The sequence below is a fragment of the Scandinavium hiltneri genome (genome assembly GCF_024764835.1).
Lineage (GTDB): Bacteria > Pseudomonadota > Gammaproteobacteria > Enterobacterales > Enterobacteriaceae > Scandinavium > Scandinavium hiltneri.
In genome coordinates, this window is sequence record NZ_JALIGE010000076.1 from 155383 (window position 1) to 179719 (window position 24337).

Here is a 24337-nt window from a genome sequence, read left to right on the forward strand (position 1 = left end):
CAATGAAAAACGTGGATCGTCATGAAAGAAAAAACATTATGGCTCAATCAAATCAAGGGGCTATGCATTTGCCTGGTGGTATTTTACCACTCGGTGATCACCTTCTATCCGCATCTTAGCGGCTTCCAGCATCCGTGGTCTGGGACGCTGGCGAAATGCTGGGTGTACTTCAATCTCTATCTCGCCCCTTTCCGTATGCCGGTGTTCTTTTTTATCTCCGGATTTCTGATCCAGCGTTACATCGACGGGGTTTCCTGGCGTGACAGCCTTGGCAAGCGCGTCGGCAACATCCTGTGGGTGCTGGCACTGTGGGGCGTGTTACAATGGCAGGCGCTGAGCCGTTTCACGCAGTGGCTGGCGCCGGATCGTGATGTCAGCAGCAGCGCGAATGCGGCTTATGCCGATAGCCTGGGCGAATTTGTGCAGGGGATGCTCACCGCCAGCACCAGCCTGTGGTACTTGTACGCGCTTATTGCCTACTTCGTGCTGTGCAAGCTGACCTCGCGCGGTAAAACGCTGATGATTGCCGGGTTGGCGCTGCTCAGCATTGCGATTAATTTTCTGCCGACGCCGTGGTGGGGTATGAACAGCGTGCTGCGTAACGTCATCTATTACGCATTAGGCGCATGGTACGGCACAGCGTTAATGGCATGGATGATGGCCTTTAACGTGCGTCAGCGCTGGCTGGCCCTGGGTGCATTCGCCCTGATCTCTGTTGTGCTGTGGTTCGCGCGCACGCCGCTGTTCCTGTCGCTGTTGTCGATTTTTGCGATTATGAAGCTGTTCTACGCCATGGGCCGTCGCTTCCCGCCGTCGGAGCGTTCTCTGTTGAACGTGGTGGGCTCAAATACCATCGCGATTTACACCACTCACCGAATTTTGGTGGAGATTTTCAGCCTCTTGCTTATTGGCTGGTTCAGCACCCAGGCGCGCTCGCCGTCGGTTGAACTCGCGATTCTGTTGTTCTATCCCTTCTTCAGCCTGCTGCTGTGCGTGGCGACCGGAATGCTGGCACGCAGCCTCTCCCAGCGTCTGGCGGGCGATATCTTCTTTTCCCCTCCTTCTTTGGCAGCCAGTCGGCCATAATCGTGCCCTGATTTGCTAATGTCGGTCGATTGAGGATAATAATCTTCATTGAAGAGCGGCGGTTTGCCCCCATAATCAGGGGGTAAACCTTTACGGGACCCCGACATTATTTATGCCTGAAAAACAACGATACGCCCTACCGACGAAGGCGGGCGAGCAGCGTCTGCTCGGTGAGTTAACCGGCGCCGCCTGCGCAACAGAAGTTGCTCAGATTATCGAACGCCACCGTGGCCCGGTGGTGCTTATCGCCCCCGATATGCAAAACGCACTGCGTTTGCAGGATGAAATTGCCCAGTTCACCGACGAACTGGTCATGAATCTTGCCGACTGGGAAACGCTGCCGTACGACAGTTTCTCGCCGCATCAGGAAATTATCTCCTCGCGCCTTTCGACGCTCTATCAGCTGCCAACCATGCAGCGCGGCGTGCTGATCGTACCAGTGAATACGCTGATGCAGCGTGTGTGCCCGCACAGCTATCTGCACGGTCATGCGCTGGTGATGCAAAAAGGCCAGCGCCTTTCACGCGATGCGCTGCGGGCGCAGCTCGATAGCGCGGGTTATCGTCATGTTGATCAGGTCATGGAACACGGTGAATACGCCACCCGTGGCGCGCTGCTGGACTTATTCCCTATGGGCAGCGACCGACCGTACCGTCTGGATTTCTTCGATGACGACATTGACAGCCTGCGGCTTTTTGATGCCGATACCCAGCGTACGCTGGAGGAAGTCGATGCCATCAACCTTCTGCCCGCGCACGAATTCCCGACCGACAAAACTGCCATCGAACTGTTCCGCAGCCAGTGGCGCGATAAGTTTGAGGTCAAACGCGACGCGGAGCACATCTATCAGCAGGTGAGCAAAGGCACGTTACCGACCGGCATCGAATACTGGCAGCCGCTGTTCTTCAGCGAGCCGCTGCCGCCGCTGTTCAGCTATTTCCCGGCCAATACGCTGCTGGTGAATACCGGCGACCCGGAGGCCAGCGCTCATCGTTTTGAAGCCGACACCCACGCGCGTTTTGAAAACCGTGGCGTTGATCCGATGCGTCCGCTGCTGGAGCCTGAAAATCTGTGGCTGCGCACCGATGAGCTGTTCAGCGAGCTGAAAAAATGGCCGCGCGTTCAGCTGAAAACAGACGTGCTCCCCGATAAAGCCGCGAACGTGAATCTTGGATATCAGAAGCTGCCGGATCTCGCGGTCCAGGCCCAGCAGAAAGCGCCGCTGGATAGCCTACGTCGCTTCCTCGAAGGCTTCGATGGGCCGGTTATTTTCTCAGTAGAAAGTGAAGGCCGGCGTGAAGCTCTGGGCGAACTGCTGGCGCGTATTAAACTCTCTCCAAAACGCATTCAGCGTCTGGATGAGTGCGACGGCAACGGCCGCTATCTGATGATTGGCTCCGCCGAACATGGCTACATCGACACGCTGCGTAACCGGGCGCTGATTTGCGAAAGCGATCTGCTGGGCAAGCGCGTGGCACGCCGTCGTCAGGATTCGCGCCGGACCATCAACCCGGATACGCTGATTCGTAACCTGGCCGAGCTGCATCCTGGTCAGCCAGTGGTGCATCTGGAGCATGGCGTCGGCCGCTACGCGGGCATGACCACTCTCGAAGCCGGTGGCATTACCGGTGAGTATCTGATGCTCACCTATGCTAACGACGCCAAACTGTACGTGCCGGTATCGTCGCTGCATTTGATCAGCCGTTACGCAGGCGGTGCGGAAGACAATGCCCCGCTGCACAAACTGGGTGGCGACGTTTGGGCGCGCGCACGTCAGAAAGCCGCTGAGAAAGTGCGTGATGTGGCCGCTGAACTGCTGGATATCTACGCGCAACGTGCGGCGAAATCCGGCTTTGCGTTTAAGCACGACCGGGAACAGTATCAGATGTTCTGCGATACCTTCCCGTTTGAAACCACGCCGGATCAGGCCCAGGCGATTAACGCCGTGCTGAGTGACATGTGCCAGCCGCTGGCGATGGACCGTCTGGTGTGCGGTGACGTAGGTTTCGGTAAAACGGAAGTCGCTATGCGCGCCGCGTTCCTGGCGGTAGAAAACAATAAGCAGGTGGCGGTGCTGGTGCCCACCACCCTGCTGGCGCAACAGCACTTCGACAACTTCCGCGACCGCTTCGCCAACTGGCCGGTGCGTATCGAAATGCTCTCCCGCTTCCGCAGTGCCAAAGAGCAGACGCAAATTCTGGAACAGGCCAGCGAGGGGAAAATCGATATTCTGATTGGGACGCACAAACTGCTGCAAAGCGACGTGAAATGGCGCGATCTCGGCCTGCTGATCGTCGATGAAGAGCACCGTTTCGGCGTGCGCCACAAAGAACGTATCAAAGCGATGCGTGCCGACGTCGACATTCTGACCCTGACCGCCACGCCTATTCCACGTACGCTGAACATGGCGATGAGCGGTATGCGCGATCTGTCGATTATTGCCACGCCGCCTGCGCGTCGTCTGGCGGTTAAAACCTTCGTGCGTGAATACGACAAGCTGGTGGTTCGTGAAGCCATTCTGCGCGAAGTGCTGCGCGGCGGACAGGTTTACTACCTCTTCAATGACGTAGAAAACATTCAGAAAGCGGCGGATAAGCTGGCGGAACTGGTGCCAGAAGCGCGAATTGCCATCGGCCACGGCCAGATGCGCGAACGCGAGCTGGAACGCGTGATGAACGATTTCCACCACCAGCGTTTCAACGTGCTGGTGTGTACCACGATAATCGAAACTGGGATCGACATTCCGACTGCCAACACCATCATCATCGAACGTGCGGATCACTTTGGTCTGGCACAGCTACACCAGCTGCGTGGTCGCGTGGGCCGTTCGCACCATCAGGCCTATGCCTGGCTGCTGACCCCGCCCCCGAAAGCAATGACGACCGATGCGCAAAAACGCCTTGAAGCCATCGCCTCGCTGGAAGATTTAGGCGCGGGTTTTGCACTGGCGACGCACGATCTGGAGATCCGCGGTGCGGGCGAATTGCTCGGCGAGGATCAGAGCGGATCGATGGAAACCATCGGCTTCTCGTTGTATATGGAGCTGCTGGAAAATGCGGTGGACGCGTTAAAAGAAGGCCGTGAGCCGTCGCTGGAAGATTTGACCAACCAGCAAACGGAAGTCGAATTGCGGATGCCGTCACTGCTGCCGGAGGATTTCATTCCTGACGTCAACACGCGACTGTCGTTCTACAAACGGATCGCCAGTGCCAAGGGCGAGCAGGCGCTGGACGAGCTGAAAGTCGAACTTATCGACCGCTTTGGCCTGTTGCCGGATGCCGCGCGTAACCTGCTGGATATCGCCCGTTTGCGTCAGCAGGCGCAGAAGCTTGGCATTCGTAAACTCGAAGGCAACGAAAAAGGCGGCGTGATTGAGTTCAATGAGAAAAACCACGTCAACCCGGTCTGGCTGATTGGTCTGTTGCAAAAACAGCCGCAGCATTATCGTCTTGATGGACCGACGCGTCTGAAGTTCTTCCAGGAACTGGCCGAGCGGAAAAACCGTATGGAATGGGTGCGCAACTTCATGCAGCAACTCGAAGAAAACGCCGTCGCATAACCTCTGACATCCCCCGGCAGCGTATGTCGCCGGGGCTTTCCGCTGCGCATTAATTTACACACTCTTTGCAAACCACTGAAACATCCAGACACGCACTGACGCCATAATGAGGGTTTTCCCTGCTCAATCACCGTTATGGATGTGCTGTGATGATGATTCAATCGCGTTTCCTGCGCGTACTGGCCCTGTTGTCAGTCGTCGTAACTCTTGCCGCGGCCCTTCCCGCGCGCGCTAACACCTGGCCCCTTCCCCCGCCTGGCAGCCGCCTGGTGGGCGAAAACCGCTATCACGTCGTCGAAGACAACGGCGGTTCACTTGAGGCTATTGCCAAAAAATATAACGTCGGATTTTTGGCCCTGTTACAGGCGAACCCTGGCGTCGATCCGTATGTTCCGCGTGCGGGCAGCGTGTTAACAATCCCGCTGCAAACCCTACTCCCGGACGCTCCGCGTCAAGGTATGGTCATTAACCTCGCCGAACTGCGTCTTTACTACTACCCGCCGGGTAAAAACAGCGTCACCATTTACCCGATTGGCATTGGCCAACTGGGCGGCACGACGCTCACTCCGGAAATGGTGACCACGGTGTCCGATAAACGCGCCAATCCAACCTGGACACCGACGGCCAATATTCGTGCGCGTTATAAAGCGATGGGGATAAGTTTACCTGCGGTCGTGCCTGCCGGGCCGGAGAACCCGATGGGACACCATGCGATTCGTCTTGCAGCGTACGGCGGTGTGTATCTGCTGCACGGCACGAATGCCGACTTCGGCATTGGGATGCGTGTGAGCTCTGGCTGTATTCGTCTTCGAGATGGCGATATCGAAACCCTGTTCAAACAGGTTACGCCAGGCACGAAAGTGAACATTATCAATACGCCGATTAAAGCGTCCGTGGAGCCGGGCGGCGTACATCTGGTTGAAGTTCATCAGCCGCTGTCGAAGCATATTGATGACGATCCGAAGGTGTTGCCGATTAGCCTGAATAGTACGATGACGACATTCAAGGATTCGCCGCAGACCGATGCGCAGGTGATGGAGCATGCGATGGAGGTACGTTCCGGGATGCCGGTGAACGTCACCCGGCATGACGAACCGCCGGTTCAGAATCTGTAATAAAAAAAGACCGCGACAAACGTCGCGGTCTTTTTTTGGCAGTGGCATTGCCGAGGGTTAAATAAGGAGGGCCTTATTTATAAATTACCGCAGTCCCGTGGAGGGTGTTTGGACCGGTAACTGAGGTAATACGGAATGATTTAGCCCCCATCGCGTCGGCTTTCTGCGCCAGCTGGTCTTCCAGAGAGCCCAGATTCGTGCCGGCATTAGCCGAAATCACACCCACTTTTTGTTGATCAACTGGGGTGGACTGCACTTCTACAGCAGCGAAGCTTGCGAATGACAGAGAACTCAGAACAGCGGCTACGGCCAGGGTTTTGATGCTTTTCATGATTCTTTTACCTATGCAGATGAATTTTCGCAGGTCGTTATTATTAACTTAACAATCGATATGTAAATAATAATGTGACCTTCGTCACACGTCAAATTGTTTTTATAGCGATTGTTATGTTAATAATTAATGCCTTATTTTTCATAATCATATGATTATTTTATTTTATGCGATTGGGCGCTGGTTATGCAGCGTGTTTGTTTTTATAATGAAGGCTTAACACAACCACAGAGGTACAACGGCACCATGACAACTGAAGTCGCAAGTTGCGTAAAAAAAAGCCGTGGCCGACCAAAAGTGTTCGACAGGGAAGTGGCGCTTGATAAGGCCATGACACTCTTCTGGCAGCACGGCTATGAAGCCACATCGCTCTCGGATCTCGTCGAAGCGACGGGAGCAAAAGCGCCTACGCTGTATGCAGAGTTTGTAAATAAAGAAGGCTTGTTCCGCGCCGTTCTGGACAGGTATATCTCACGCTTTGCCGATAAGCACGAAGCCCAGTTGTTCTGCGAAGAGAAATCTGTAGACGCTGCACTGCGCGATTATTTCCGCGCGGTGGCGACCTGCTTTACCAGCAAAGACACGCCTGCGGGCTGCTTTATGATAAACACGTCCGCGACGCTGGCTGCGTCTTCAAAAGAGATAGCGCAAACCATTAAGTCTCGTCATGCAATGCAGGAAAAAACACTGTGTGAGTTTCTGACTCAACGTCAGGCTCGCGGGGAAATCCCGGCCGATAAGTGCATTAGTGACCTGGCGCAGTTCCTGAATTGTATTTTGCAAGGGATGTCGATCAGTGCCCGCGAAGGCGCCAGCCTTGATACGCTGTTACAGATTACCGACACCACTATGCGCCTGTGGCCGCAGATGCTGAAAAGCAGCTGATAAATGCCATAAAAAAAAGCCCTTCAGCCTGAGCGATTGAAGGGCTAATCAAAACGAACGAAACGCTTTTTTACGTTTTGTTATTCAGAACCAGCTGACCATTGTTATCGAGTGGGATCTGAGAGCCAGGATCTTTATCCATACGGATTTTCCCCTGCTGATCGCCAATTTTGTAGGTCACGTCGTAACCCAACATTTTGTCAGACTTGTCATATACCGTTTTGCAGCGTTGCTGCGTCGAGGTGTAGGTATCGTTATTCTGCATTGAGCCCTGGATTTGATTCCCGGCGTAACCGCCACCCAATGCACCCGCCACGGTGGCGACATCTTTCCCGCGACCGCCACCGAACTGATGGCCAATCACCCCACCTGCTACCGCACCCAGCACTGAGCCCGCTATGCGGTTCTCATCCTGGACCGGACGTCGATGCGTGACCGCAACGTTACGGCACTCCTGACGCGGCGTTTTCACGCTCTCTTTAATCGGGGTTGCAGAAATGACCTGCGCATACTGCGGGCCACGGTCGAATACGTTCAGACTAGCGACTGCCGCCACGCCCAGCGCAGCTGCTACGCCAATCCCTATACCCGCCAACATAGATTTATTCACGGGAGTTCCTCCTTTGTTGCTGTTGGTAACAATTTTGCTATCTCAAAGGCAACGTGGATATAAGAATTGGGATCAAAAAAAGAGGGTTTTAGGGGAACAAGCGTAGGTTTCGGAGTAGTCTGAACAAGCCCGATGGCGCTACGCTTGCCAAGCCTACAACCGTAGGCCTGGCAAGCGTAGCACCGCCGGGCGCTTTCGTGCTTAGTGCAGTTTCAGACGCGGGCGGATCACCCGGTTAATACTGCCGACCAGCATCATCAGTCCGGTTTTGAAATAACCGTGCAGCGCAATCTGGTGCATACGGTACAGCGAGATGTAAACGAAGCGCGCGATACGCCCTTCTACCATCATCGAGCCGCGCATCAGGTTACCCATCAGGCTACCGACCGTGGAGTAGTTCGACAGAGAGACCAGTGAGCCGTGATCTTTATAGATGTACGACTTCAGCGGCTTGTCTTTGGTCTGCGCCAGAATATTGTGCAGCGCCAGGCTTGCCATCTGGTGCGCAGCCTGCGCACGCGGAGGCACAAATCCGCCTTCTGGACGCGCGCAGGACGCGCAGTCACCGATGGCATAGATATCCGCATCACGGGTAGTCTGCAGCGTTGGCTCCACCACCAGCTGATTGATACGGTTGGTTTCAAGCCCGCCAATATCTTTCATGAAATCTGGCGCTTTGATCCCTGCCGCCCACACCATCAGGTCGGCATTGATGTATTCGCCGTCTTTGGTATGCAGACCGCCTGCATCGGCGCTGGTGACCATAGTCTGGGTCAGAACACGCACGCCCATTTTGGTCAGCTCGCTGTGTGCGGCGCTGGAAATTCGCGGTGGCAGCGCAGGCAGAATACGTTCGCCCGCTTCCACCAGCGTGACGTTCAGCGCATCGTTAGTCAGTCCTTTGTAGCCGTAGCTGTGCAGTTGTTTCACCGCGTTGTGCAGCTCTGCAGACAGCTCAACGCCGGTCGCTCCGCCGCCAACAATAGCGATGTTAACTTTACCGTTCGCGCCCAGGTTGCTGGAGTGCTTCAGGAACAGGTTCAGCATTTCCTGGTGGAAACGGCGCGCCTGATGCGGGTTGTCGAGGAAAATGCAGTTTTCCTTCACGCCCGGGGTGTTGAAATCGTTGGAGGTACTGCCCAGCGCCATCACCAGCGTGTCGTACGGCAGCTTGCGCTCAGGCACCAGCAGCTCGCCCTTTTCGTCGCGCAGCTCCGCCAGCGTCAGCGTTTTGGTTTCACGGTTAATGTCCACCACGGAACCAAGCTGGAACTGGAAATGATGATTACGCGCATGAGCCAGATAGCTCAATGCATCCACACCTTCATCCAGTGAACCGGTTGCTACTTCGTGCAGCAGCGGTTTCCACAGATGGCTGTGGTTTCTGTCCACCAGCGTAATTTTCGCTTTTTTGCCACGGCCAAGCTTTCTACCCAGTTGAGTAGCCAACTCCAGCCCGCCGGCACCACCACCCACAATCACAATCTTTTTCAATGGCGTAGTCAACGTGACCCCCTAAATTATTAACCAATTGTTAATTAAAAGTTATAAAAATAGCCTTTAATTAACAACAAGTTAGACGCATTAAATCGGACATTGATGTGAAGAATATCACGCGAGGTGCATTGGTCATACCAAAATTGATATTAATCAAGTTTCCCCGCCCAAAAGTTGAGCAAGTGTAGTTGATACAGGGGAGTTTGTAGGCCTGATGAACACGAAGTCACCAGGCCCGGAGCGGGATTAGCCGAGGGTTTTGAACGCTTTGATGCGTTGCAGATGTGGGGAAATATTCTTGAATTTATGGGTCTGCACTTCGTCCCAGATTATTTCGTAGTAATGATGCAACTCTTCGGCTGTACGCTGGCTGTTCAGAGCCTCATCCTGACGAGAGAGGATAACCAGGCAGCGATCGCGGTTCTTCTCGCGGAAATTGCTGACGCATTTCGTGCCAATGTCCGCATACTCTTCCGGGCGGTCAATCTTGCCGTCCATGTTCTCATGCGGGAACAGGTTCGGGTTGAAGATAACCTGGCGCATATCGCACAGGAAACCGATGCGTTCAGCCCAGTAACCGCCAAGTCCTACGCCGCAAATCAGCGGGCGGTCGTCAGCGTTAAGCTGCAACATTTTATCCACTTCTTTGAGCAGATGCTGCATGTCATGCTTCGGGTGAAGCGTGCTATAGCTAATCAGGCGAACATCCGGGTCAATGAACTGCAGTTGCAGCACCTTCTCGTGATTTCCCGGGCTGTTTGAATCGAAACCGTGCAAATAAATAATCATGACGTCCTCACAACACTGCCAATCCCGTTCGGGAGGTTAAAGAGCGGCTTTATGGGCCTGCCAGCGCTCATGCAGTTCATTTAGCTGCGCGCTGACCGTCTTCCAGCGATCGGAATCCATCAGCTCCTGACGGGTAAATGAACCTTTATGATACAATTTTGTAACACGCTCTGTTTTGATCGGCGACAGGTTATCCAGCACGCTGACCGCGCCTTTACGATTATTGCAGACCAGGATCATATCGCAACCTGCATCCAGCGATGCCTGACCGCGTTCCGCGTAGCTGCCCATAATTGCCGCGCCTTCCATCGACAGGTCGTCGGAGAAAATCACCCCATCAAACCCGAGTTCGCCTCGCAGCACGGCTTTCAACCAGTGCGGTGACCCGCTGGCCGGATGCGGGTCGACGTCACTGTAAATCACATGCGCAGGCATGATGGCATCAAGACGGTTTTCGGTGATAAGCGTCTGGAATACTGCCATGTCTTTGGCGCGAATTTCCGCTTCTGAGCGCGGGTCCTGCGGCGTTTCTTTATGGGAATCAGCCGTTACCGCACCGTGACCCGGAAAATGTTTACCGGTAGTTTTCATGCCTGCATCATGCATGCCGTCAATGAAGTGGCGCGCCATCGCCAGTGCTTTATGCGGGTCAGCGTGGTAAGAACGTTCGCCAATCGCTGCGCTGATGTGGCCGACGTCGAGCACCGGTGCGAAGCTGATGTCGATATCCATCGCAATCATTTCTGAGGCCATCAGCCAGCCTGCGGCTTTCGCCAGCTGACCGCCCTGCTCCAGGCCTAACAATTCTGCGAATGACTGCGCGGCCGGCAATTGCGTAAACCCTTCGCGGAAGCGCTGCACGCGTCCACCTTCCTGATCCACCGCGACGACGAGATGATTTTTGGACGCACCGCGGATCTGGCGGACCAGCTCACGCAGCTGCGCCGGATCGTGGTAGTTCCGGGTGAAGAGGATAAGCCCCCCCACCAGCGGATGCGCCAGAATTTCCCGCTCTTCAGCATCCAGCTCATACCCTTCAACGTCTAACATCACTGGGCCCACATTTTCCTCTCTTATCCTTTATGCGAAAACTGGCGCCAGCCTTCATCGGCAAGCGCAATAAATTGTTGGTCGCCGGTCTGCTGCCAGCGATATTCATACCAGGTAATCATGAGCATCTGGATCCACGGCTGCCAGCGGTTAACCTGCTGCGCCAGACGTGCTTCATCAAGATGCGCGGCCTGCGCGTAGGCCGCGATAAGTTCCGAGCGCTGCACCGAGGTTTGTGCCCACACTGCCGCCAGCTCAAGCGCAACATCGCCGTCAGCGGCATATTCCCAATCAATCAGCCGAAGTCCCGCTGACGTATCGATGATGTTGCCCGCATGGATATCCATATGCAACGGTGCCAGTCGCAGAGGCTGCGGTTCACCCTGCTGATGCAGCCGTTTCAGGATGCGTAGCCAGTAAGGCGTGCGGCGTAGCGGGCTGCTGAACTGCCAGTAGCGTTCAAGCAACGGCCACAGTGAAACCCGCCAGCCGAAGTTTTTTTGCTGATGCAGATGATACAACAGCGCCGCGGTGGCGTGGGAATTCGGGAGTGTGGGCACGGTCGCACCTTCGAGATATTCAACCGCCATCCAGCCAGGAAAATAACCGAGTGGCTGTGGTGCAAGCGTCGCAGGCAGTGCGCGAAGTGCCCTGTACTGCCGCAGGAAGTGAAAATCAGGAGCTGACGGATCGTGATGCTTGCGCAACACGATGCGATGCCCCTGACGTTCGATAATGCAGCTTCCCCCGCTCAGCCCCGCGGGAGCGGAGCGAGCCAGAGGTTGATAGCCGGGAAAATAGCGTGACAGACAGTCGTCACGCGAAAGATTACTGTTGCGCAACCGCACCTTTACCTGACCAGAGGATCTCGCCCGACTGGACCATCATCAGCTGCATGGAGAGCGTTGGCGTGTTGACGTTACCGGTCGCGTTGGAATAGAGCACGTAGGCAGCCCCAACGGTACGCGCCAGGCCCATCGCTTTGTTGCGTGAACCCAGGCTGTCCTGCGGGGAAAGTCCCAGCTGCTGTTTAGCCACGGCCAGTTGCTGCGCGGAAACGAGGGTAAATTTGTTGTTCCCTTTCAGCGCATTGCTGATCGCCGTGGTGGCTTCGGTGGTATTCAATGAGCCGTTGGTGCGGTTGTTGACGTTATCGACCATCAGCACGCTGCCCGCCGTTACGCCATCAGCCTGCAGCATTTTGCCGACCAGTGGCTGTGCGGCGCTGTTCCAGTCGTAATGACGGACGCGCGGCGCAGGTTGTTCTGGCTGTGCAGTGCTGTTATCAATCGGACCTGGCTGCACCGGGATCGTCGGCACTACCGGCACGGTGGTCGGCAGCGGCGTCTGTGGTTGTTCTGGCGTGGGTTTGGCTTCTTCAACCGGAGCGGGCTTTTCACGTTGCGCCACACAACCAGACAGGAAGATAGCCACGGCCGCGATAAATGCATAGCGACTCAGTTTATTCATTACTTTTTACCCCTCAAAGATAAAGATAAAGCCGGACTTTATGCGCACCCAGGCTGTTTGCGCTGCCGTAAAGTTTGACCGAAGACTGTGCAGGAATGGTCACCTCACGCGGTGCTTCCAGCGGATGCATTTCCAGTCCTCTGGCGTCGTACCAGTAAAAACGATAGTGAACGGTGACAGGCGTGCTCCGCTCGTTATAGAGCTGTGACGACGCGGTCGCCTGGATTTCGGAGGTGGTCAGTTCAGGTTTATCGGCGCTAATACCGGCGGCCAGAACATTGGCCTCCATGACCAGCGTTTGTTGTTCGCCCACCGGGATCTCCGGGTGCGACCCACAACCCGCCAACAGCAGCGCCGTCAGCAGAGCAGCAATTCGGCCACCTTTCATTTCATTATCCTTTATGCGCAAGCATTGGACCCAATGGACGGCCACCCAGCAGGTGCATATGAATATGATAGACCTCCTGCCCGCCGTGGCGATTGCAGTTGACCATCAGGCGATAGCCGTCTTCAGCGATCCCTTCCGCTTCGGCAATTTTAGCCGCTACCGTGAACATGCGGCCTAACGCCAGCTCATGCTCCGCAGAAACCTCGTTAACCGTTGGGATCAGAATGTTGGGAATAATCAAAATATGGGTGGGCGCCTGGGGAGAGATATCACGAAAGGCAGTCACCAGATCATCCTGAAAAACAATGTCCGCCGGAATTTCGCGACGAATAATTTTGCTGAAAATCGTTTCTTCTGCCATGGCGTGTTCCTTTTTATTGATTACCGTGCGGTATCGTTTATTCAGGCCTGCATCCGGAAGTGCGATGCGGATAACAACGTAAGAGTATGAGCGACTTAGTTCCCCTCTTTCAACCCGATCCCTCGTTTTTCTTACTCATTCCTGGATTTACCGCTGGATGCTTGAGCACTGTCGTTTAATCCCCCGCGTCATTGCACTTTAAAACAAAGTGTCAGATGCCCGCTTACATGTGTTTACACCGATAATATGGATGCGCATATTTTTCATTTTCATGTCCATGCAACGCCACTGCACATATAACGACTGACAACATAAGGGGTTACGATGTCTTTCACTTTTGCCACCAAGATGACGTGATGCTGTACGCCCGGCTGGTTTATGACATCAATGAAGATTGGTCCGCGTATGTCAGCTACACCAATATCTTCCAGCCGCAAGACAAGAGCGCCGCCAACGGCCGTTATCAGTTGACGAAGAACTTTGCCCGGCAGCTTTTTTCTTGCCAGGCCTACGCATCATCTCGTTGTAACCACGCTCCCGTGGAGCAGGCATAAAAAAAGCAGCCTTTCGGCTGCCTTAGTCTCTCCCCAATCACTGATTAGCTGTTGCGGATGTATTCATCCATTTCGGTTTTCAGGTTATCGGACTTGGTGCCGAAAATAGCCTGAACGCCGGAACCTGCAACAACTACACCTGCCGCACCCAATTTCTTCAGGCCTGGCTGGTCAACTTTTGCCACATCGGCAACGCTGACGCGCAGACGAGTGATACAAGCGTCGAGGTTAGTGATGTTTTCTTTACCGCCGAAGGCTGCGATCAGGGCCGGAGCCATTTCGCCGCTAGCAACGCCAGCTTTAGAGTCTTCGGTAGCGTCTTCACGACCTGGGGTTTTCAGGTCCAGTGCTTTAATAAGCACACGGAAGATGGTGTAGTACACCGCCGCATAGCACAGACCGATGACCGGGAACAGCCACAGCTTGCTGCTGTTACCAGACAGAACGATGAAGTCGATCAGACCGTGCGAGAAGGACGTCCCGTCACGCATACCCAGCAGAATACAAATTGGGAATGCCAGACCCGCCAGAATGGCGTGAATGATGTACAGGATCGGCGCAACGAACATGAAGGAGAACTCGATCGGTTCGGTGATACCGGTCAGGAACGCAGTCAGCGCAGCGGAGATCATGATACCGCCTACTTTTGCACGGTTCTCAGGTTTTGCTGAGTGCCAGATTGCGATAGCCGCAGCCGGCAGGCCGTACATTTTGAACAGGAAGCCACCAGACAGTTTGCCTGCAGTTGGGTCGCCTGCCATGTAACGTGGGATATCACCGTGGAACACCTGACCAGCAGCGTTGGTGTATTCACCAATCTGCATCTGGAAAGGAACGTTCCAGATGTGGTGCAGACCGAACGGTACCAGGCAGCGCTCAATGAAGCCGTAGATACCGAACGCAACTACCGGGTTCTGGTATGCAGCCCACTGGGAGAATTCCTGAATCGCAGTACCAATTGGCGGCCATACGAAGGACAGTACGACGCCGAGGATGATAGCAGCCAGACCGGAAATGATCGGAACAAAACGCTTACCAGCAAAGAAGCCCAGGTATTCTGGCAACTTGATGCGGTAGAAGCGGTTGAACATGTAGGCAGCAATAGCACCGGAGATGATACCGCCGAGAACACCGGTATCAGCCAGGTGTTTCGCCGCGATTTCGTCAGCAGGTAAGTGCAGTACCAGCGGTGCAACCACAGCCATGGTTTTCACCATGATGCCGTAGGCAACAACGGATGCCAGAGCAGAAACGCCATCGTTATTGGTGAAGCCGAGGGCAACACCGATTGCGAAGATAAGCGGCATGTTTGCAAAAACAGAACCGCCTGCCTCTGCCATAACATGAGAGACGACCGCTGGCAGCCAGCTGAAGTTTGCAGAACCGACGCCCAGCAGGATACCTGCGATTGGGAGTACGGATACTGGTAGCATCAGCGATTTACCGACCTTCTGCAGGTTAGCAAATGCATTCTTGAACATAATTGAGAGTGCTCCTGAGTATTTGTGCTTTTTTTACGCTTTCACGCATTGGCGAGCGGGGAGAACCTCGCCGTGAACAGGACATCTAAGTGCCCTTTTTATTTATTACGCAGAGTAAAATAATTCGATTTGTTTTTGTTTGACAGCCATCACGTTTCAGCCAGCAAATAAGTAAAACCTTGCACTATTTTACAAAAGTTGTTTCTACTAGTTACAGAAAGAGGTGTTCACCCCCTTTTTTCGGCGGTGAACTTTACTCGCTTTGATTATTAATTACGAGCTTTAAAATAAGCTGACGAATCAGGCAGATTGCAGGCGTGAGGGGTCGATATGGAACAGTGAGGCGAAGTTTTCGGTGGTCTGCTGCGCCAGTTGCTCAAGCGACACCCCTTTCAGTACAGCCATATACTCTGCCACATCGCGCGTCATCGCCGGCTGATTCTCTTTCCCGCGGTGCGGAACCGGTGCCAGATACGGTGAATCAGTTTCAACCAGGATCCGGTCCAGCGGAACATAGCGCGCCGCTTCACGCAGCTGCTCCGCATTACGGAACGTCAGGATCCCGGAAAACGAGATGTAGAAGCCCAGATCGAGCAGTTTGCCTGCCGTCTCCGTGTCCTCAGTGAAACAGTGTAGTACGCCACCGCAATCCGTCACTTTTTCATCGCGCAGAATTGTCAGCGTGTCTTCCCGCGCATCGCGGGTGTGGACAATCACCGGCTTGTTGAGCTCGCGACCAATGCGGATGTGGTGTGCGAAAGACGCTTGCTGACGGGCTTTTGTTTCCGGCGTGTAATAATAATCGAGACCGGTCTCGCCCATGGCGACTACGCCCTCTTCCGCTGCCAGACGACGTAGCTCTTCGACGTCGTACGTTTCGTCCTGATTCAGCGGGTGAACGCCGCAGGAAAATACCACGTTGTCGCGCTGACCAACCAGCTCACGCATGCCGCGATATCCTGGCAGCGTCGTCGCTACCGCCAGGCAGAACTTCACATCACGCGCGGCGGCTTTCGCCAGCACATCGTCCAGATCCTTATGCAGCGTTTGATAATCCAGGCCATCGAGGTGGCAGTGGGAGTCGACTAAAAACATAATGTCTCTCTTAGAGGTGTTCTTTTACAGGTGAATTTTTACAGGTGAACGGTTTATAGGTGATGAATGGGCAACACGCTTGTCGGTTGCAGCCAGTGTTCCCAGCGTAATAACAGGTCGTTAAGCATCAGCTCACGATTGAGGCCGGTGACGTTAAGAAGCTGTTCCCGGCACGCACAGGCATCATGGATCATCGCCTGCAGCCGGGTCGAAGAAAGCGCGTTAGCCACGCGCTGAACCAGTGCCCATGCGTCCACGTTGGTCAACAGTGAAATGCCCTGCTGCATTTTTTGCGCATCCAGCAGCAGTGATGACAGCCAGTACAACCGTTCCGCCACGCTGTCATGATTGAGCGCAGGCAGCAACGACAGCCAGTCTGCGCTTCGTAGCGCAGCATCCAGCGCCGCACAAAGCTGCTGGCGAGGTGCAAACCGCGATTCACCGAGCAGTTCCAGCGCCGCTGCGGGTGCCCCCGCCGTCAGACGTAATGCGGTCAATAAATTTTCTTGTGACGTTGTCACTTCTCGTCCAAGCCATGCAATGCCGTAATTTTCCGCAGGGGGAGCCAGATGGAAATGGCGACAGCGGCTGCGTAGTGTCGCCAGTAACCGTGCGGGTTCTTCACATTGCAGGAAGAACCAGGTGTTTTCCGGCGGCTCTTCCAGGGTTTTCAGCAACGCGTTGGCGGCAGCTTCTGTCAGCAAAGCCGCATCGCTGACCCACACCACTTTCGCGCCACCGAGGCGAGCGTGCTCGTAGAGCTTTTCGGTGATTTCACGCACCGCGTCAACACCGAGGGTACTTTTGCCTTTTTCCGGCGCGAGATGATAATAATCCGGGTGCGTACCCGCCTGCATCAGCTGGCAGCTGTGGCATTTACCGCAGCTTTTCTGGCCTTCGGGCGTGTGGCACATCTGGAAGCGAACCAGCGCATAGACCAGCGCATCCGCGCCCATGCCCGGTAGTGCCTGCACTAATAGCGCGTGGTGGCCACGTCCGGACTGGTAGCTGCTGACCAGTTCCTCAAACGGTGGTCGCAACCACGGATACCATTTCATGCGCCCTGCTCCTCTACCCAGGCTGACAGTGTACTGCGAATGTTTTGCATCACAGTATCCAGCGGCTGCGTGGCGTCGATAGTGCAGATAGTCGGATCGGCGGCAGCCAGTTCCAGATAGCGATCACGGGTACGGTGGAAGAAATTGAAGGATTCCTGCTCGATTCGATCGAGATCGCCGCGCGCACGTGCACGTTTCAGGCCCACTTCAGGAGTAACGTCCAGATACAGCGTCAGGTCCGGGCGGAAATCGCCGAGCACTGCATCACGTAGCGTGGTCAGCAGGTGCTGATCGATACCGCGACCGCCGCCCTGATAGGCCTGCGTGGAGAGGTCATGGCGATCGCCAATCACCCATTTGCCTTCCGCCAGCGCCGGTTTAATTACCGTATCAACCAGCTGTACGCGCGCCGCGTAAAACATCAGCACTTCGGCTTTATCGGTGATCACTTCATCGCCAACAGATTTAATGTCCAGTACCAGACTGCGCAGCTTTTCCGCCAGCACGGTGCCGCCCGGTTCACGGGTAAACACCAGATCGCGGACGCCCATCTGCTCGAGGGTTTCTACGACCAGATTGCGCGCGGTGGTTTTCCCCGCGCCTTCCAGGCCTTCGATGACGATATACTTACTGCGCATTTTTTTCCTTAAGTGCTTTCAGGTAATCCTGTACTGAGCGGTTATGACTCGCAAGATTGGTGTTAAAGGTGTGCCCGCCTTTGCCGTCGGCAACAAAATAGAGATAAGGCGTTTTTGCCGGATGCGCTGCGGCATTGAGTGACGCTTCACCTGGTGTCGCGATTGGCCCTGGCGGCAATCCGGCAATGACGTAAGTATTGTACGCCGTTGGCGTCTCAAGATCTTTGCGGCTCAGCTTGCCATTATAGCTTTCGCCCATGCCGTAGATAACCGTCGGGTCAGTTTGCAGGCGCATGCCGATACGCAGACGGTTGATAAATACCGAAGCAACTTTGTCACGCTCCCCGGCGACGGCAGTCTCTTTCTCGATGATTGAGGCCATTGTCACCAGCTGATTTTCATTCTGGTACGGCAGATTTTCCGCCCGCCCTTTCCACGCCTTTTCTACCGCAGTCACCATTTTCAGGTGAGCACGCCTGAGGATTTGCAGATCGGTAGTGTTAGCGGTGTACATCCACGTATCGGGCCAGAACCAGCCTTCCACCCAGTCGGCATGCTCCAGCTTCAGCGATTCGGCAAGCGTGGCGTAGCTGTCATCTTTCAGCGTGTGCTTCACGTATGGGGCTTCACGCAGCACTTTGAGGTAATCGCTGACGCGCATACCTTCAATAAAGCGGACCGGGAACTGCGCCTCTTTTCCGCTGGCCAGCAGTTGCAGCATTTCGCGCACGTTCATGCCCGGCATCAGACGATACGTCCCGGCCTTAAAGTGCGACAGTTCAGGCTCTACGCGCAGCAGCCATTGGAACACACGCGGACGATTAATGACTTTTTCCGCATAAAGAGTGTCACCCAGCGCCATGCGTCCGGTTCCGGCCTTCAGCGTAAAGATCGTCTCATCTTTAATGAGTATTTTACTGTTCGCCAACTGGCGGACTTTCCACATCCCGACTCCCGCAGCAATCGCAAACGCAACCAACAGCAGGAGGACAAACCGAAACATTTTCTTCATGACTTAATCGACTGCTCACAAAGTGGGGCCAAAAATTCGAACAGCTCGCGTGAAAGATAGCGAGCCTCAGCATACTGATTCACAGGAACGACGGGCATCAGCGCATTACAAATAAGGACTTCATCCGCCTTACGCACAGCGTCTTCTCTTGCAGTGATTTCGACAACGCGAAAACGACTTTGTGCCAACCGGGCAAGACAATGCTGGCGCATGATGCCGTTGACGCCAGCATGGTCGAGACGCGGCGTAAACACAGTGTCACCTGCCCGCCAGAACAAATTAGCCGCACAGCATTCCGTAACCCACCCTTCACTGTCAAGAACCAGCGCTTCATCGGCGTTCGTCTGTTCAAGATGCGTGCGGATCAACACCTGCTCAAGGCGGTTAAGATGTTTAAGGCCAGCCAGCGTGACGTTCCGCCCGAGACGCACGGGGCTGAGCGATAGCGTGATCCCCTGCTGTTGCCAACCAGGATAATGTGCCGGTGCCGGGGAAACGGAAAGAATGCGGGTCGGAGCCTGACAGGCCGCAGGACTGTACCCTCGCCCACCACTCCCACGGGTAATGATGACTTTCAGCACGCCGTTGATGTGAGATTTCGCCAGAGACAGCATTTCCTGGCCGAGCGTTGCCCAGTCGGAAAACGGGATCATCAACGCGCGGCAGGTATCCTGCAATCGCTGTAGGTGCTGGTCAAAAAATGTGGGAATACCGTTTTGGATCCGGGTCGTGGTAAAGCAGCCGTCACCAAACTGGACGCTGCGATCGTTGGCCGGGAGTGAGTCCTGTTCCACACCATTAATCAAGAACATAGCGGCTCCTTATCAGTGGCCCGTTAGTCTGGCAGGGGGAACGCGGGATCTCAAGAGAAGAAACCTTAAAGAAAAGGCCTGCGATGCAGGCCTTTATCAGTGCAAACGGATAATCAAACCTTTTTAAAGATAAGCGATCCGTTGGTGCCGCCAAAGCCGAAGGAGTTACACAAGGTGTACTCCATACCGCTGACCTGACGCGCTTCGTGCGGGACGAAGTCAAGGTCACAACCGTCTTCCGGGTTATCCAGGTTGATGGTTGGCGGAACAGCCTGATCGCGCAGGGCCAGAATCGAATAGATCGATTCAACCGCGCCCGCTGCACCAAGCAGGTGACCGGTCATGGATTTGGTAGAACTCACCATGATACGGCTGGCGGCATCGCCAAACACGGATTTCACTGCCTGCGCTTCGGCGATATCGCCTGCTGGGGTGGAAGTACCGTGTGCGTTGACGTAGCCAATCTGGCCAGGTTCGAGGCCTGCATCGCGGATGGCGTTAACCATTGCGAGTGCTGCGCCTGCACCGTTTTCCGGCGGTGACGTCATGTGGTAGGCATCGCTGCTCATACCAAAACCGACGATTTCTGCGTAAATTTTCGCGCCGCGTTTTTTCGCGTGTTCGTACTCTTCGAGCATGATGATACCGGCGCCGTCACCGAGCACGAAACCATCACGGTCTTTATCCCACGGACGGCTTGCCGCCTGCGGGTTGTCATTGCGGGTCGACAGCGCGCGCGCTGCACCGAAACCGCCAACACCCAGAGGTGTGCTCGCTTTTTCAGCACCACCCGCCAGCATGGCATCAGCATCGTTATAGGCAATCATTCGTGCCGCATGACCGATGTTATGTACACCTGAGGTGCACGCCGTGGCGATGGAAATGCTTGGACCGCGGAGGCCGAACATGATGGTCAGATGACCGGCCACCATATTAACAATTGTGGACGGTACGAAGAAGGGGCTGATTTTACGTGGGCCGCCTTTCACCAATGAACTGTGGTTTTCTTCGATTAAGCCGAGTCCGCCGATGCCGGAGCCGATAGCAGCACCGATACGCGAGGCGTTCTCTTCCGTCACTTCAAGGCCAGAATCCTGCATGGCCTGTACGCCAGCGACAATTCCATATTGAATAAAGGCATCCATCTTGCGCTGTTCTTTGCGCGAGATAATGTCTTCACAGTTAAAATCCTTTACTAAGCCAGCAAATTTCGTTGCATAGGCGGTAGTATCGAAATGGTCGATTAGGCTGATGCCGCTCTGACCGGCAAGAAGAGCTTTCCAGGTGGACTCTACGGTATTGCCGACAGGAGACAACATGCCAAGTCCGGTCACAACTACACGACGCTTAGACACGCTTGTCCTCCAGGGAGGGATAAAAAAGAGAGATGTGGGACAAAAAGATAAAACTCAGGCGGTCGAATGACCGCCTGGAGATGTTCACTTACGCCTGGTGACCGTTGATGTAATCAATGGCAGCCTGAACGGTGGTGATTTTCTCAGCTTCTTCGTCCGGAATCTCAGTATCAAACTCTTCTTCCAGAGCCATTACCAGCTCAACGGTGTCAAGAGAATCAGCGCCCAGGTCTTCAACGAAGGAAGCATTGTTGGTAACTTCTTCCTGCTTAACGCCCAGCTGTTCGCCGATAATTTTCTTAACGCGTTCTTCGATAGTGCTCATACTCTTAAATTTCCTATCAAAACTCGCTTTCGCGATGGTTTTCGTAGTGTATAAAATGTTGAAAAATTTGCAACTAAATCCCGGCAGGTCATACCACGATTTTACGCTATTTTGAGGGTGTTTGCCCTAATAACGCAAATCATTTTGCACCTAATATTGCTCAGAAGCGCACAGACTGCGCGGATCCTGAGCATTTTGTGCAAACTACGGTCAGACCATGTACATTCCGCCGTTGACGTGCAGGGTTTCACCAGAGATGTAACCCGCTTCGTCAGAAGCTAAGAATGCAACCGCACTCGCGATTTCTTTTGCATCGCCAAGGCGACCCGCTGGAACTTGCGCCAGAATACCCGCACGCTGATCATCAGAAAGCGCACGCGTCATGTCCGTTTCAATGAAGCCCGGAGCAACAACGTTCACAGTAATACCGCGAGACGCAACTTCACGCGCCAGCGATTTACTGAAACCAATCAAACCCGCTTTCGCCGCAGCGTAGTTGGCCTGACCAGCATTTCCCATGGTACCGACCACAGAACCGATAGTGATAATACGACCATGACGCTTTTTCATCATAGCGCGCATTACCGCTTTTGACAGACGGAAAACTGATGACAGGTTGGTTTCGAGAATGTCGTTCCACTCATCATCTTTCATTCGCATTAACAGGTTATCGCGAGTGATCCCGGCATTATTAACCAGAATATCTACTTCGCCAAATTCTGCGCGAATATTTCCCAGAACAGATTCGATAGATGCCGGGTCGGTCACATTCAACATCAGACCTTTACCGTTTGCACCTAAATAATCGCTGATGGCCTGAGCACCGCTTTCGCTAGTGGCAGTACCGATAACTTTCGCGCCACGGGCAACGAGTGTTTCAGCGATAGCGCGGCCAATGCCGCGGCTTGCACCGGTAACCAGTGCAACTTTTCCTTCAAAACTCATGGTTTTGCTCTTCCTCTTCTTATTGCTCAAGCGCCGCTGACATCGCCGCCGGCTCGTTAATGACCGAGGCAGTCAGGGTGTCAACAATACGTTTCGTCAGGCCGGTGAGGACTTTACCCGGGCCGACTTCATACAGGTGTTCTGTGCCCTGGGATGCCATAAACTCAACAGTTTTGGTCCACTGTACTGGGCTATAAAGCTGACGCACCAGCGCATCACGAATTGCATCTGCGTTAGTTTCGCACTTCACATCCACGTTATTGATAACGGGAATTTGCGGTGCATTGAAGGTGATGTTCGCCAGTTCTGCAGCCAGTTTCTCTGCTGCAGGCTTCATCAGCGCACAATGAGACGGGACGCTGACCGGCAGCGGCAGTGCGCGTTTTGCGCCCGCAGCTTTACACGCGGCACCGGCACGTTCAACGGCCTCTTTATGGCCCGCGATAACCACCTGGCCCGGTGAGTTAAAGTTCACTGGGGAGACAACCTGCCCTTCAGCAGACTCTTCGCAGGCTTTAGCGATAGACGCATCGTCCAGGCCGATAATGGCAGACATGCCACCGGTGCCCGCAGGGACAGCTTCCTGCATGAATTTGCCACGCAGTTCAACCAGACGTACAGCATCAGCGAAGCTAATCACGCCCGCACACACCAGCGCAGAGTATTCACCGAGGCTATGACCGGCCATCAGCGCTGGCGTTTTGCCGCCCTGCTGCTGCCAGACACGGTACAGTGCAACAGACGCGGTCAACAGCGCTGGCTGAGTCTGCCAGGTTTTGTTCAGTTCTTCTGCCGGACCCTGTTGGGTCAATGCCCACAGATCATAGCCCAGCACCACAGAAGCTTCCGCGAATGTTTCTACGATAATCGGATAGGTTGCAGCCAGTTCAGCCAACATGCCTACGGTCTGAGAGCCCTGTCCCGGGAACACAAATGCAAATTGCGTCATCTTATAATCCTTAATTAGAAACGAACCAGCGCGGAACCCCAGGTGAAACCACCACCGAAGGCTTCAAGCAGCACCAGTTGACCGGCCTTGATGCGACCGTCACGCACTGCTTCATCCAGCGCGCACGGCACGGAGGCCGCAGAGGTATTGCCATGGCGGTCGAGGGTTACCACGACGTTGTCCATCGACATGCCGAGCTTCTTCGCTGTCGCGCTGATAATGCGCAGGTTGGCCTGGTGTGGCACCAGCCAGTCCAGCTCAGAACGATCCAGATTATTAGCCGCCAGCGTTTCTTCAACGATGTTAGCCAACTCTTTCACCGCCACTTTGAACACTTCATTCCCTGCCATTGTCAGGTGAATGGCGTTTTCCGGATGAACACGATCGGCGTTCGGCAAGGTGAGCAACTCACCGTATTTGCCATCAGCGTGCAGATGTGTGGAGATGATGCCCGGCTGTTCAGATGCGCCTAACACCACGGCACCCGCGCCATCGCCAAAAATAATGATTGTGCCGCGATCGGTAGGATCGCAGGTACGGGCCAGAACATCTGCGCCAATCACCAGTGCATTTTTAACCGCACCGGATTTAACGTACAGATCGGCCACGCTCAGCGCGTAAGTGAAACCGGCACAGGCCGCAGCCACGTCAAACGCCGGGCAGCCTTTAATGCCCAGCATTGACTGGATCTGGCACGCCGCGCTTGGGAAAGCGTGGGTCGACGAGGTGGTTGCCACCACGATCAGGCCGATTTGCTCAGCATCAATGTTAGCCATTTCCAGGGCGCGCCTGGCGGCTTCGAAGCCCATTGTTGCTACGGATTCATCTGGCGCGGCAATACGACGCTCACGGATACCTGTGCGTGTGACAATCCACTCGTCAGACGTATCTACCATTTTTTCCAGGTCGGCGTTCGTACGCACTTGTTCAGGCAGATAGCTGCCGGTACCTATAATCTTCGTATACATGTAC

At 54.6% G+C, this 24337-nt stretch carries 25 protein-coding genes; 5 read left to right on the forward strand and 20 right to left on the reverse strand.

The genetic code is table 11. The features are described 5' to 3' along the window. Window positions 1-21: 21 nt before the first annotated feature. The 3 genes from MUU47_RS18225 to ldtC all read left to right on the forward strand — a co-directional run bounded on the left by MUU47_RS18225 (window position 22) and on the right by ldtC (window position 5760). The gene (locus MUU47_RS18225; RefSeq protein WP_258989577.1) at window positions 22-1086 is read left to right on the forward strand and encodes an acyltransferase family protein; all 1065 of its coding nucleotides are present in this window, start codon (window positions 22-24) and stop codon (window positions 1084-1086) included. 112 nt (window positions 1087-1198) lie between these two features. After that, the gene (mfd, locus tag MUU47_RS18230) at window positions 1199-4645 is read left to right on the forward strand and encodes a transcription-repair coupling factor (protein ID WP_258989579.1); all 3447 of its coding nucleotides are present in this window, start codon (window positions 1199-1201) and stop codon (window positions 4643-4645) included. A gap of 149 nt (window positions 4646-4794) precedes the next feature. Continuing rightward, window positions 4795-5760, forward strand: a complete 966-nt coding sequence (gene ldtC, locus MUU47_RS18235) for a L,D-transpeptidase LdtC (protein WP_258989580.1) — start codon at window positions 4795-4797, stop codon at window positions 5758-5760. Window positions 5761-5833: 73 nt separating this feature from the next. Here ldtC and bhsA read toward each other — a convergent pair whose 3' ends face one another. Further along, window positions 5834-6091 (reverse strand): multiple stress resistance protein BhsA, encoded by a 258-nt coding sequence (gene bhsA / locus MUU47_RS18240; protein ID WP_258989581.1) that lies wholly within the window; start codon window positions 6089-6091, stop codon window positions 5834-5836. A gap of 246 nt (window positions 6092-6337) precedes the next feature. Here bhsA and MUU47_RS18245 point away from each other — a divergent pair, with 246 nt between their 5' ends. Next, entirely contained in the window at window positions 6338-6976 is a 639-nt protein-coding gene (locus MUU47_RS18245; protein WP_258989582.1) for a TetR/AcrR family transcriptional regulator, read from the forward strand. Between the two features lie 70 nt (window positions 6977-7046). Here the strand turns inward: MUU47_RS18245 and MUU47_RS18250 are convergent, their stop codons facing one another. From MUU47_RS18250 to hinT, 8 genes are all read right to left on the reverse strand, one after another. Then, window positions 7047-7586: a glycine zipper 2TM domain-containing protein gene (locus MUU47_RS18250; protein ID WP_159775218.1), complete on the reverse strand. Its 540-nt coding sequence runs from the start codon at window positions 7584-7586 to the stop codon at window positions 7047-7049. A 201-nt stretch (window positions 7587-7787) separates the two neighbouring features. Further along, window positions 7788-9092: an NAD(P)/FAD-dependent oxidoreductase gene (locus tag MUU47_RS18255; protein ID WP_159775216.1), complete on the reverse strand. Its 1305-nt coding sequence runs from the start codon at window positions 9090-9092 to the stop codon at window positions 7788-7790. 237 nt (window positions 9093-9329) lie between these two features. Then, complete coding sequence (gene ycfP / locus MUU47_RS18260; protein ID WP_110509758.1) at window positions 9330-9872, reverse strand: alpha/beta hydrolase YcfP; 543 nt, start codon at window positions 9870-9872, stop codon at window positions 9330-9332. A gap of 36 nt (window positions 9873-9908) precedes the next feature. After that, the gene (gene nagZ / locus MUU47_RS18265) at window positions 9909-10934 is read right to left on the reverse strand and encodes a beta-N-acetylhexosaminidase (protein ID WP_258989583.1); all 1026 of its coding nucleotides are present in this window, start codon (window positions 10932-10934) and stop codon (window positions 9909-9911) included. Between the two features lie 11 nt (window positions 10935-10945). Beyond that, a complete protein-coding gene (gene thiK, locus MUU47_RS18270; RefSeq protein WP_258989584.1) occupies window positions 10946-11770 on the reverse strand; it encodes a thiamine kinase in 825 nt (274 codons plus the stop codon). After that, the gene (gene lpoB, locus MUU47_RS18275) at window positions 11751-12383 is read right to left on the reverse strand and encodes a penicillin-binding protein activator LpoB (protein ID WP_258990556.1); all 633 of its coding nucleotides are present in this window, start codon (window positions 12381-12383) and stop codon (window positions 11751-11753) included. Before lpoB ends, thiK begins: the two co-directional genes overlap by 20 nt. A 22-nt stretch (window positions 12384-12405) precedes the next feature. After that, window positions 12406-12780, reverse strand: coding sequence for a YcfL family putative periplasmic lipoprotein (locus tag MUU47_RS18280; RefSeq protein ID WP_258989585.1), 375 nt, complete (start codon window positions 12778-12780; stop codon window positions 12406-12408). 4 nt (window positions 12781-12784) lie between these two features. Then, the gene (gene hinT / locus MUU47_RS18285; RefSeq protein WP_159761428.1) at window positions 12785-13141 is read right to left on the reverse strand and encodes a purine nucleoside phosphoramidase; all 357 of its coding nucleotides are present in this window, start codon (window positions 13139-13141) and stop codon (window positions 12785-12787) included. 353 nt (window positions 13142-13494) lie between these two features. Between hinT and MUU47_RS18290 the strand changes: the two genes are divergently transcribed. Next, window positions 13495-13695: a hypothetical protein gene (locus tag MUU47_RS18290; RefSeq protein WP_258989586.1), complete on the forward strand. Its 201-nt coding sequence runs from the start codon at window positions 13495-13497 to the stop codon at window positions 13693-13695. 44 nt (window positions 13696-13739) lie between these two features. On the opposite strand, the gene ptsG is transcribed toward MUU47_RS18290, so the two are convergent. From ptsG to MUU47_RS18345, 11 genes are all read right to left on the reverse strand, one after another. Continuing rightward, entirely contained in the window at window positions 13740-15176 is a 1437-nt protein-coding gene (ptsG, locus tag MUU47_RS18295) for a PTS glucose transporter subunit IIBC (RefSeq protein WP_258989587.1), read from the reverse strand. 300 nt (window positions 15177-15476) lie between these two features. Continuing rightward, on the reverse strand, window positions 15477-16271 hold the full coding sequence (locus MUU47_RS18300) for a metal-dependent hydrolase (protein ID WP_258989589.1): 795 nt from the start codon (window positions 16269-16271) through the stop codon (window positions 15477-15479). A gap of 53 nt (window positions 16272-16324) precedes the next feature. Beyond that, window positions 16325-17329: a DNA polymerase III subunit delta' gene (gene holB, locus MUU47_RS18305; RefSeq protein WP_258989590.1), complete on the reverse strand. Its 1005-nt coding sequence runs from the start codon at window positions 17327-17329 to the stop codon at window positions 16325-16327. Beyond that, entirely contained in the window at window positions 17326-17967 is a 642-nt protein-coding gene (gene tmk / locus MUU47_RS18310; RefSeq protein WP_258989591.1) for a dTMP kinase, read from the reverse strand. The genes holB and tmk overlap by 4 nt, the downstream gene beginning before the upstream one ends. Beyond that, on the reverse strand, window positions 17957-18979 hold the full coding sequence (gene yceG / locus MUU47_RS18315; RefSeq protein WP_258989593.1) for a cell division protein YceG: 1023 nt from the start codon (window positions 18977-18979) through the stop codon (window positions 17957-17959). The genes tmk and yceG overlap by 11 nt, the downstream gene beginning before the upstream one ends. Next, entirely contained in the window at window positions 18976-19791 is an 816-nt protein-coding gene (gene pabC / locus MUU47_RS18320; RefSeq protein WP_258989594.1) for an aminodeoxychorismate lyase, read from the reverse strand. The genes yceG and pabC overlap by 4 nt, the downstream gene beginning before the upstream one ends. 113 nt (window positions 19792-19904) lie before the next feature. Then, the gene (gene fabF, locus MUU47_RS18325; RefSeq protein ID WP_159761412.1) at window positions 19905-21146 is read right to left on the reverse strand and encodes a beta-ketoacyl-ACP synthase II; all 1242 of its coding nucleotides are present in this window, start codon (window positions 21144-21146) and stop codon (window positions 19905-19907) included. Between the two features lie 88 nt (window positions 21147-21234). Then, the gene (gene acpP / locus MUU47_RS18330) at window positions 21235-21471 is read right to left on the reverse strand and encodes an acyl carrier protein (protein ID WP_000103754.1); all 237 of its coding nucleotides are present in this window, start codon (window positions 21469-21471) and stop codon (window positions 21235-21237) included. Window positions 21472-21681: 210 nt separating this feature from the next. Next, entirely contained in the window at window positions 21682-22416 is a 735-nt protein-coding gene (gene fabG, locus MUU47_RS18335; protein ID WP_159761410.1) for a 3-oxoacyl-ACP reductase FabG, read from the reverse strand. A gap of 19 nt (window positions 22417-22435) precedes the next feature. Continuing rightward, entirely contained in the window at window positions 22436-23365 is a 930-nt protein-coding gene (fabD, locus tag MUU47_RS18340) for an ACP S-malonyltransferase (protein ID WP_258989595.1), read from the reverse strand. Window positions 23366-23379: 14 nt separating this feature from the next. After that, the gene (locus MUU47_RS18345; protein WP_258989596.1) at window positions 23380-24333 is read right to left on the reverse strand and encodes a beta-ketoacyl-ACP synthase III; all 954 of its coding nucleotides are present in this window, start codon (window positions 24331-24333) and stop codon (window positions 23380-23382) included. Window positions 24334-24337 lie beyond the last annotated feature (4 nt).

Excerpts from the sequence above, each read along its gene's own strand:
- ldtC (WP_258989580.1), top strand. The coding sequence starts at position 4,795 with ATGATGATTCAATCGCGTTTCCTGCGCGTACTGGCCCTGTTGTCAGTC.
- fabD (WP_258989595.1), bottom strand. The coding sequence starts at position 23,365 with ATGACGCAATTTGCATTTGTGTTCCCGGGACAGGGCTCTCAGACCGTA.
- MUU47_RS18345 (WP_258989596.1), bottom strand. The coding sequence starts at position 24,333 with ATGTATACGAAGATTATAGGTACCGGCAGCTATCTGCCTGAACAAGTG.
- MUU47_RS18225 (WP_258989577.1), top strand. The coding sequence starts at position 22 with ATGAAAGAAAAAACATTATGGCTCAATCAAATCAAGGGGCTATGCATT.
- tmk (WP_258989591.1), bottom strand. The coding sequence starts at position 17,967 with ATGCGCAGTAAGTATATCGTCATCGAAGGCCTGGAAGGCGCGGGGAAA.
- hinT (WP_159761428.1), bottom strand. The coding sequence starts at position 13,141 with ATGGCAGAAGAAACGATTTTCAGCAAAATTATTCGTCGCGAAATTCCG.
- ycfP (WP_110509758.1), bottom strand. The coding sequence starts at position 9,872 with ATGATTATTTATTTGCACGGTTTCGATTCAAACAGCCCGGGAAATCAC.
- fabG (WP_159761410.1), bottom strand. The coding sequence starts at position 22,416 with ATGAGTTTTGAAGGAAAAGTTGCACTGGTTACCGGTGCAAGCCGCGGC.
- bhsA (WP_258989581.1), bottom strand. The coding sequence starts at position 6,091 with ATGAAAAGCATCAAAACCCTGGCCGTAGCCGCTGTTCTGAGTTCTCTG.
- MUU47_RS18300 (WP_258989589.1), bottom strand. The coding sequence starts at position 16,271 with ATGTTTTTAGTCGACTCCCACTGCCACCTCGATGGCCTGGATTATCAA.
- acpP (WP_000103754.1), bottom strand. The coding sequence starts at position 21,471 with ATGAGCACTATCGAAGAACGCGTTAAGAAAATTATCGGCGAACAGCTG.
- ptsG (WP_258989587.1), bottom strand. The coding sequence starts at position 15,176 with ATGTTCAAGAATGCATTTGCTAACCTGCAGAAGGTCGGTAAATCGCTG.
- yceG (WP_258989593.1), bottom strand. The coding sequence starts at position 18,979 with ATGAAGAAAATGTTTCGGTTTGTCCTCCTGCTGTTGGTTGCGTTTGCG.
- mfd (WP_258989579.1), top strand. The coding sequence starts at position 1,199 with ATGCCTGAAAAACAACGATACGCCCTACCGACGAAGGCGGGCGAGCAG.
- MUU47_RS18280 (WP_258989585.1), bottom strand. The coding sequence starts at position 12,780 with ATGAAAGGTGGCCGAATTGCTGCTCTGCTGACGGCGCTGCTGTTGGCG.
- holB (WP_258989590.1), bottom strand. The coding sequence starts at position 17,329 with ATGAAATGGTATCCGTGGTTGCGACCACCGTTTGAGGAACTGGTCAGC.
- pabC (WP_258989594.1), bottom strand. The coding sequence starts at position 19,791 with ATGTTCTTGATTAATGGTGTGGAACAGGACTCACTCCCGGCCAACGAT.
- MUU47_RS18245 (WP_258989582.1), top strand. The coding sequence starts at position 6,338 with ATGACAACTGAAGTCGCAAGTTGCGTAAAAAAAAGCCGTGGCCGACCA.